Source organism: Burkholderia sp. AU16482 (assembly GCF_002223285.1).
Taxonomy (GTDB): Bacteria; Pseudomonadota; Gammaproteobacteria; order Burkholderiales; family Burkholderiaceae; genus Burkholderia; species Burkholderia semiarida.
Map to the genome: position 1 here is coordinate 2,038,224 of NZ_NKEY01000006.1, position 9,127 is coordinate 2,047,350.

General features: G+C 69.9%; 7 protein-coding genes. 6 read left to right on the top strand and 1 reads right to left on the bottom strand.

All coding sequences use genetic code 11. The features are described from left to right. Positions 1-316: 316 nt before the first annotated feature. Together CFB35_RS26430 and CFB35_RS26435 are read left to right on the top strand one after the other, a co-directional pair. Positions 317-3,706, top strand: coding sequence for a DUF2339 domain-containing protein (locus CFB35_RS26430; protein ID WP_059575428.1), 3,390 nt, complete (start codon positions 317-319; stop codon positions 3,704-3,706). Next, on the top strand, positions 3,703-5,058 hold the full coding sequence (locus CFB35_RS26435; protein ID WP_059575430.1) for a DUF3999 domain-containing protein: 1,356 nt from the start codon (positions 3,703-3,705) through the stop codon (positions 5,056-5,058). The genes CFB35_RS26430 and CFB35_RS26435 overlap by 4 nt, the downstream gene beginning before the upstream one ends. A gap of 165 nt (positions 5,059-5,223) precedes the next feature. On the opposite strand, the gene CFB35_RS26440 is transcribed toward CFB35_RS26435, so the two are convergent. Further along, on the bottom strand, positions 5,224-6,012 hold the full coding sequence (locus CFB35_RS26440; protein WP_059575432.1) for a GNAT family N-acetyltransferase: 789 nt from the start codon (positions 6,010-6,012) through the stop codon (positions 5,224-5,226). 279 nt (positions 6,013-6,291) lie between these two features. Here CFB35_RS26440 and CFB35_RS26445 point away from each other — a divergent pair, with 279 nt between their 5' ends. From CFB35_RS26445 to CFB35_RS26460, 4 genes are all read left to right on the top strand, one after another. Then, positions 6,292-6,597 (top strand): NIPSNAP family protein, encoded by a 306-nt coding sequence (locus tag CFB35_RS26445; protein ID WP_059575435.1) that lies wholly within the window; start codon positions 6,292-6,294, stop codon positions 6,595-6,597. Positions 6,598-6,907: 310 nt separating this feature from the next. Further along, positions 6,908-7,558, top strand: coding sequence for an NADPH-dependent FMN reductase (locus CFB35_RS26450; RefSeq protein ID WP_006490914.1), 651 nt, complete (start codon positions 6,908-6,910; stop codon positions 7,556-7,558). Positions 7,559-7,791: 233 nt separating this feature from the next. Continuing rightward, positions 7,792-8,010 (top strand): hypothetical protein, encoded by a 219-nt coding sequence (locus CFB35_RS26455; protein ID WP_006480563.1) that lies wholly within the window; start codon positions 7,792-7,794, stop codon positions 8,008-8,010. 95 nt (positions 8,011-8,105) lie between these two features. Beyond that, positions 8,106-9,008, top strand: a complete 903-nt coding sequence (locus CFB35_RS26460) for a hypothetical protein (RefSeq protein ID WP_059575437.1) — start codon at positions 8,106-8,108, stop codon at positions 9,006-9,008. Positions 9,009-9,127: the final 119 nt, after the last annotated feature.

Here is a 9,127-nt window from a genome sequence, read left to right on the forward strand (position 1 = left end):
CCGTTCCGGCGTCGATTCGCTCAGACGAAAACGCGCACTGCATTCGTCAGTAAAAAGCATGACCGTGCAGAAAGCCGGATGGCGACACCGGACGGCGCACGCCGCGATACCGCGCCAACCCCGCAAATCGGAGCATGCGCGCTGTGATACATTCCCCGCAAACACGCCAATCGCGACGCCGTCGCGGGCCTTTCGCACGAGGGCCCCGCCGTACGACGCGCGCATGCCGGTTCGCCTGCCGGCCGTGCTGAAACCGCCTCGATCGGGTGCGATCCGCGATCGAAGGACGATAACGATAGTGAGAGGGAGCAAGGCGTTGAACTGGGCATTCGCCGTAATCGGCTTCATCGTGGGCGGCATCGCCGCCTTGATCGGGGATTTCTCGGCCGGAAGCGGCTCGCTGCTCGGGGCCGCCGTCGGGTTCTGCGTCGGGCATGCGCTGCGGCAAAGCAAGCTCCGTCACGCGCCCGTCGCGCCCGATTCATTCGCGATCTCCGCGGCGCCGCCTCCCACCCCGTTACCCCTCGCCGATCGCGTCGCGCGCCTCGAAGCCACCGTCGACACGCTCACGCGCGAACTCGATTCGCTGCGCGCGCAACTGGCGGGCGCGAAGGCCGGCGCGGCGACCTCCGGCGGCCTCGCGCAAGCGGCGTCGGACGGTGCCTCCGCGCCGCTACCGGCCCACGTTCCGGCCACGCCCGCCCAACAACCTGCCGCCGCACGGGTCGACACACCGGCATCGGCTTCGACGCCGGCACCCGCAGCGGCTCCCGCAGCGGCTCTCGCACCGGCAACCACGGCACGCACCGCCACTGCGTCCGCTCACGCCCACACCACCGCCGGCGCACCCGCCACCGCGAGCCGCGCGGCCCCGCCCGTACCGCCTGCGCCGCGCGAACCCGGCCTCGCCGAACGCGCGTTCGGCGCCGCACGCGACTGGCTGCTCGGCGGCAACACGGTGGTGCGTGTCGGGATCATCGTGCTGTTCTTCGGCGTCGCGTTCCTGCTCAAGTACGCGGCCGACAACGACATGCTGCCGATCGAATTCCGCCTCGCGGGCACGGCGCTCGCCGCGGCCGCGCTGCTCGCGATCGGCTGGCGCGTGCGAGCGCGCCGCGCCGCATACGGTCTCGTGCTGCAAGGCGGCGGCGTCGGCATCCTGTACCTGACGATCTTCGCCGCGACCAAGCTTTATGCGCTGCTGCCCGTCGGCGCCGCGTTCCCGCTGATGGTCGCGATCTGCGCGCTGAGCGCGTTCCTCGCGGTGCGGCAGAACGCGCTGCCGCTCGCGTTCATGGGCAGCGCGGGCGGCTTCCTCGCACCGATCCTGCTGTCGACCGGCCAGGGCAACCATGTCGCGCTGTTCAGCTACTACGCACTGCTGAACGCGGGCATTTTCGCGATCGCGTGGTTCAAGGCCTGGCGCCCGCTGAACCTGCTCGGCTTCGTGTTCACGTTCACGATCGGCTCCGCGTGGGGCGTGACCGCCTATCGCCCCGCGCTGTTCGCGAGCACCGAGCCGTTCCTCGTCCTGTTCTTCCTGATGTATGTCGGTATCGCGCTGCTGTATGCGGTGAAACGCGAACTCGCGCTGCGGCACTACGTGGACGGCACGCTCGTGTTCGGCACGCCGATCGTCGCGACCGCGCTGCAGGCGTCGCTCGTGAAAGGCATGCCGTTCGCGCTCGCGTGGAGCGCGGTCGCGCTGTCGGCGTTCTACGTCGCGGTCGCCGCCTCGCTCGCGCGGCGCCGCGACCGCCTCGGGCTGCTGTTCGAATCGATGCTCGCGCTCGCGGTCATCTTCGCGACGCTCGCGGTGCCGCTCGCGTTCTCGGGGCCGACGACCAGCGCCGCGTGGGCCATCGAAGGCGCGGCCGTCGTGTGGCTCGGCGTGCGCCAGAAGCGCCTGCTCGCATTCGGCTTCGGGCTGCTGATGCAGCTCGCCGCGGCAGGCGCGTTCTTCACGAGCCTGCTCGCGCCGGCCGACGCGACCGCGCTGCCGGTGCTCAACGGCCCGACCATCGCGATGCTGCTGATCGCGCTCGCCGGCCTGTTCACCGGCTGGTGGCTGCACGGGCGCGGCGAAGCGCGCGCATGGCACGCATGGATGCCCGAGATCGGCGTCGCGGCCGCTGCGTGGGGGCTGCTGTGGTGGGTCAGCGGCGGGCTGCACGAGATCCTGGTCCATGCAAGCCGCCACGTCGACCTGCATGCCGATCGCTTCGTCGTCGATACGACCGCACTGTTCGCGGCCGGTACCGCGTGGCTCGCGCACGCCACGCGCCACCGGCTCGCATGGCCGCTCGCCGAATGGCCCGCGCTCGCGCTCACGCCGGTGCTGGCGCTGCTCGCGCTGCGCGCGTTCGATGCGCACGAAGCGCCGCTGTCGGGCATGGGTGCGTTCGCGTGGCCGCTGGCCGTCGGTGCGGGGCTCGCGCTGCTGTGGCGCCAGTCGCGCGACACGGGCCGCGCCGCTGCCGCGAACGACGCGGCGCCGGCCGTTGCAGCAGGCATCCTCGCGCCGCTGCATACGCTGACGTTCTGGACCCTGTGCGGGCTGCTCTCGCTCGAAGGCTTCTGGCGCCTGCACGCGTTCGTCCCCGAAGGCGCGTGGAGCTGGAGCGCATGGGCATACGGCTTCGGCGCGCTGCTCCTGCTCGTGTCGGGCCCCGGCTCGCGCCTGCGCTGGCCCGTCGCGGCGTTCCCGCGCGCGTACCAGGTGTGGGGTGCCGCGCCGCTCGCCGCGCTGCTGTGGCTGTGGAGCCTCGCCAGCACGGTCAGCGACGGCGACGCAGCGCCGCTCTTCTGGCTGCCGCTGCTCAATCCGCTCGACGTCGCGCAGGGTCTCGTGTTCGTCGCCTTCGCCGCGTGGCTGCGCCGCCTGAAAACGCTCGGCATCGCGTGGCATCCGCGCGTCGTCGACTATGCGGCGATCGCGACCGTGTTCCTGTGGTTCAACGCGCTGATGCTGCGCACGCTGCATCACCGCTTCCACCTGGGCTACGACATCGACACCGTGGTCTCGTCGTTCGGCGTCCAGCAGGTGTTCATGGTCGGCTGGAGCCTGTTCGCGTTCGCCGGGATGTGGCTCACGCGCCGCGACGGCATCGCCCGTCTCTGCGCGTTCGCGTCGCTGCCGCTGATCGTCGTGATGTGGGCGTGGACGTTCTACGCGAACTTCACGCAGGACGGCGGAAGCTGGGCGCGCGTGCCGCTGTTCAATCCGCTCGATCTCGTGCTCGCGGTCGTCTACGCGCTCGCCGCGTCGTGGTTCGTGCGCGCGCGCAAGCTCGGCTGGTCGTTCGGCAGGTACCGCGTCGAGCTGCTGGGTGCGGCCGGCGCGACCGGCTTCCTGTGGCTGAACGCGATCCTGCTGCGCACGCTGCATCACTGGGCCGGCGTGCCGTATGAATTCCGCGCGATGGCCGAATCGACGCTCGTGCAGGCGTCGGTATCCGTGTACTGGACGGTCTGCGCGCTCGCGATCGCGATCTGGGCCACGCGCCGCGGGTTGCGGCCGCTGTGGTTCGTCGGCGCCGCGCTGCTCGCGCTCACGGTCGTCAAGCTGTTCCTGTTCGACCTGTCGCATGTCACCGGCATCGAGCGCATCGTGTCGTTCATCGGCATCGGCGTGCTGCTGCTGTTGATCGGCTATTTCTCGCCGCTGCCGCCGAAGGCAGCCGCGCAACAGGACGGCCGGCCATGAAACGATTCGCCGCCCTGCTCGGGCTGAGCCTGTTCGCGTCGTTCGCGGCGGCCGGCGATGCCCCGAATGCAGCCCGCGTCGCGCAGCGCTTCGCGCTCGACCTCGACGGCAGCGCCGCGTACTACCAGCTCACCGTGCCGCAGCCCGTGTATGCGGCGAGCCGGCGCGACGATCTCGGCGACGTGCGCATCTTCAACGGCGCGGGCGAGCCAGTGCCGTACTCGCTCGACGCGCCCGCCGCCGCGCCTGCCGTGCCGCCGTCCCGCACGCCGGTGCACTGGTTCCCGCTGCCGCCCGCCCGCGCCGGGAACGGCAACGCGCCGCTCGGCGTGACGGTCGGCCCGGACGGCGCGCTGCGCGCGGCCGTCGCGACGCCTTCGCGCACCACGCACGGCGCGGACCTCGTCGACCTGTCGCATACCGACGGCAGCATCGATGCGCTGCTCGTGCACGTGAGCGACGACAGCTACCAGGGGCGTGTGTCCGTCGAAGCCAGCGACGACCTGCGCAGTTGGCGGCCGCTCGGCAGCACGCAGTTGCTGAAGGTCGGCCGCGGCAGCGACATGCTGGTGCAGGAGCGCATCGCGCTCGACGGCGCCGCGCCGCGCTACCTGCGGCTGGACTGGCTCGACGACGCGCCTGCGATCGCGTCGATCGACGTCGAGACGCATCCGCGCGACGCTCGCGGCGCCGATACGGCATCCGCGCCGCGTCAGTGGCGCGACGCCGTGCGGGTACGCGCCGGCCGTGCGCCGGGCGAGTATCTGTTCGACACCGATGGCGCGTATCCGGTCGACCGCGTGCGCATCGGCCTGCCGCAACCGAACACTGTTGCACGCGCGGCGCTGCAAAGCCGTGCCGACGCACAGGCGCCGTGGCGCGACGTCGCGGGCGCCGTGCTGTTCCGGCTGCAGGGCAAGGGCGGCGAGCAGCGCAATCCGCCGCTCGAGTTCGTCGCGAATACGGACCGCACATGGCGAATCGTCGTCGACATGCGCAACGGCGGGCTCGGCGGCGGGCAGCCGGCCGTCGCGATCGGCTGGCATCCGGCCGCGCTGACCTTCGTCGCGCGCGGCGCGCCGCCGTTTACGCTCGGCGTCGGCGACGCGTCGCTCGGGTCGTCGGCCGTGAGCCGCGACGCACTGCTGGTCGGCATGGCGCCCGAAGTACGGCCCGCGCGCGTCGGCGCGGCGCTGCCGGCGTCGGCGGTCGCGCCGGTGGCCGCCGCCGACACGGACGCCGCGCGCCGCTACGTGCTGTGGGGCGCGCTGGTGGTGGCGGTCGGCATGCTCGGCACGATCGCGTGGCGCCTTGCGAAAGGCGGCGGCGACGCCCGCGGCCGCGACGAGTGACGTACGCAAGCAGTTGCGTGCCGCTTGGCGCGCCGTTCGTCGAGCCGGTTCGTTCTCCTGGCCATCGGAACGGGTGATTGCGCCGATTGATCGAGCGGCCCGCGTCCCGTCCTCGCGTGAAGCCCACGCGACGGGCGAACGGCACGAACCGGAGTCCGCCCGCCGCTATCGGGCCACGACGCGGCCGTGCTGACGCGGCCGCCACGGCGACGACCAGCAACTGGCCGCACCGGCCGCGCGGCGCGCCGCGAAACGTCCGGCGCGACGCAAACCCGCCTCGCGCCGGGCCAACACGACAATGCGCGGCGCCCACGCATGCAGGACACGCCGCACGGCCGCCACACGCGCAGCCAGCCGCGACGCCGACGACACCCGGCGCACGGGGCATGCAACGGGCCGCTTGCACAGGATCGCACTGTCGTAGCGCTTGCCGGCGAAGCGCATCACGTCGACCAACTCGAAGCCCTGCGCGCCGTAGAACGCCAGCAGGTGCGCGGCGGGATGCGGCGTATCCAGCGCGAGCAGCGCATAGCCGCGCGACGCGGCCCACTGCTCGGCGAACGACAGCAGCAACGCGCCGATCCCGCGGCTCTGGCAAGCCGGGTCCACCGCCAGCTGGCGCACGCTCGCGACGCCTTCACGGCGGTATAGCGAACAGGCCGACGACGGATCGGTCGCGTACAGCGTGGCCGTGCCGACGACGCGCCCGCCGCACACGGCGACGTAGCATTCGCCTGCTTCCGCGCGGCGGCGCGTGACATCTTCGTCCTGATCGACGCACGTGCAGTTGAGCCCCATCGCACCGAGCCGCGCGAACGCACGGTGCAGCATCGGCGTGAGTTGTGCGTAGCTGTCGATTGCCGGATCGAAGCGCCGGACGATCACCCGATCGGCGCCTGCGGAAAGCGGCGCGGCGGCGGTGGGTTCGGCGATCGCGTTCCAGGGTATCGACATGGCCATGCTCCGTGGTGAAGATGCCCGAAGTCTAGGAGCGCGCCGGTCGCCGTCGCAAGAAAAAATGTCGTAAAAATCCACGGGTAGCGCGGCTGGCGGAGGTGACGAGTACGGCGTATTTCGACGCTGTGCGCACGTCATGGCGAACACATCGAAGTGCCGATCGTTGCTCGCGCAAGCAACGCATCAAGCAACGAAACCGACGCCGGCGTGCACGCCGTTGACACGTGCCGCCCCGCGCTCCAGACTCGCGGCTCCGCCACTGCATCGCGAGCGCCCATGATCACCTGCTTCCTTCGCTACGTCGTCGACCCGTACAAACTCGTCGAATTCGAGACCTACGGCAAGATGTGGATTCCGCTCGTCGAACGGTTCGGCGGCACGCATCACGGCTATTTCCTGCCATCCGAAGGCGCGAGCAACATCGCGCTGGCAATGTTCTCGTTCCCGAGCCTCGCCGACTACGAGCGCTACCGCGAACGCTCGAAGGACGATCCGGCCTGCCAGGCCGCGTTCCGCTACGCGGAGGACACGCGTTGCATCGTCAGCTACGAGCGCAGCTTCTTCCGGCCGGTGTTCGCTTAACGGGCCACGCCGCGGCACGCATCGCGCCCCGTTTTCCGGCCGAGGACGAAAAAAAGCCCCGCCGCATCCGCGTGGCGGGGCCAACCCATGTCAGTAGAGACATCATGGAGGAGACGCACCCATCTTATCGACCGTGGTGCACCGCCCCAACCAAGCATTTCTGCTATCGATCTGCGCGGCCGCGCACACGATTGCCCCGCCACGCGGCATATCGATAGAACGAAAAGTCGTTTTCAGAGTGGCGACGCGGTCGTTACCATCTGGTTTTAAGCCTGTGCTTAGCCGGGCAAGCCACTCCCAGGAGCGCCCCTTGACTGCATTCGATCAACACCGCCGCCCGTTCGTCGTCGGCATCGGCGGTACCACCCGGGCCGCGTCGTCCACCGAACGCGCGCTGTCGTTCGCCCTGCGCGGCGCGCAGGCCGCCGGCGCGCGTACGCGCCTGTTCGACGGCCCGTTCCTGCATACGCTGCCGCACTACGCCCCCGAACACAAAACGCTGACCGACGCGCAGCGCGAGCTGATCGACGCGGTGCGCCAGGCCGACGCGATCATCATCGCGACGCCCGGCTATCACGGCGGCGTGTCCGGCCTCGTGAAGAACGCACTCGACACGCTCGAGGAACTGCGCGCGGACGAACGCCCGTATCTCGACGGCCGCGCGGTCGGCCTGATCGTCACCGCCTACGGCTGGCAGGCGGCCGGCACCGTGCTGACGTCGCTGCGCTCGATCGTCCATGCGCTGCGCGGCTGGCCGACGCCGTTCGGCGCCACCGTCAACACGCTGGAAACGCGCTTCGAGAGCGCCGACAGCTGCTCGGATCCGAAGGTCGTCGCGCAACTCGAGACGGTCGGCGCGCAAGCGGCCGAATTCGCGCTCGCGTTCGCGTCGCATCGGGCGGCCTCGCACGCGGCGTCGGTCGATGCGCTCGCCCCCGTGCTGAAGGTCGCCAACCAGTAACCCCCCGCACTCCGCCGCGCGCCCTCGTTCGACAGGATTCGACGAGGGCGCGCGGCGCGTCTTCCGACGCGTGCCGACATGCGGGCGCGTCGTCCTGGCTCCCGACAACACCGTTCCGCGTCCCGCCCCGATAACGATTCAGCCCGCCGCGTCATTTGCATTGGCCGAAAGATTGGTTCACCCGACCGGCGGGTTTGCGTACGCTGAAAGTCCGAACTTTTTCCGCGCATGCCATGAACCGTACGATCCGCTACAAGGGCTACGAAGTCGCTCCCGCTGCCGCCCGGTTGCCGAACGGGCTGTTCGCCGCCAACCTGACGATCGAACGCGCGAGCGGCGGCCCGTCGCCGCGCTCCGTGTCGTTCGACGCAATCGATTTCTTCTTCGAGGAAGAGCACGCCCTCGCGTACGCATCGCGCTGGGGCCGCCTCTGGGTCGACACGAACGCGTGACATGCGCGGGGCCGGCGTGCACATGGCCGCTCGAAAATACGCGATGACGGAAGCTGTGCAAGAATCTTTCGATCCGTAATCGCATAACAATAGCCATGACCGACACGCTGCAGGAAGAGCATGCAGCCGCAGATCACGCAATGCGCAACTGGACCTTCGAGGCCCAAGGCCCGGTCCGGATCGGTTCCGATGCGCACAAGCAGATGTTCTGTCGGATGCTGCTCGACACACACAACCCGTACAAGCCGGCCGTGATCGACTGGCCGGCGCTCCAGCCGGCCGAGCTCAGGCGGCTCACGTCGCTGCCGATCTGGGACATCGCGGTGCAAACCGAAGGCCGCGCGTCGATCCGCGTGGCGACCTACGCCGCGACAGTCGACGATCCGCTGCTGCGCCGCGCGCTCGAGATGGACGGCGGCGAGGAAGCCCGCCACAAGGTCGTGCTGTCGAAGCTCGTCGAGGCGTACGGCATCCGCCTCGCGCCCGAGCCGGCCTACCCCGCGCCGAAAGATCCCGAATGGTCGTGGATGATGACGGGCTTCAGCGAGTGCATCGACAGCTTTTTCGCGTTCGGCCTGTTTCGCTCCGCGCAGCGCTCCGGCTATTTCCCGCCCGAACTGGTCGAGACCTTCGAGCCCGTGATCCAGGAAGAAGGCCGCCACATCCTGTTCTTCGTCAACTGGTACGCATGGTACTGGCGCACGATGCCGTGGTGGCGCCGGCCGTGGTTCTTCGCACGCGTCGCGGCCGTGTGGGTGCAGCTGATCCGCGATCGCATGAGCATCGCGCGCGGCATCGATGCCGACGGCGCCGCGCGTGACGCGAACTTTCCGGCGACGGGCACCGCCGACATCGGCGATGCGCTGAACCCGCGCGAGCTGATCGAGCTGTGTCTCGTGGAAAACGACCGGCGCATGGCCGGTTACGACAAGCGCCTGCTGCGCCCGATGTTCGTGCCTCGGATGGCGCGGTTCGCGCTGCGGTTTCTGAAGAAGTAAAGCCGGAAGTTTGCCGCGGGTCATGCGGCAGGCTGGCCCATTCGGCCCACGCTCGTGGGCCGAATGTGGCGCGCCCGATACATTCGATCCCTCCCTTTTTTCATTTTGCTGCTGCGGGC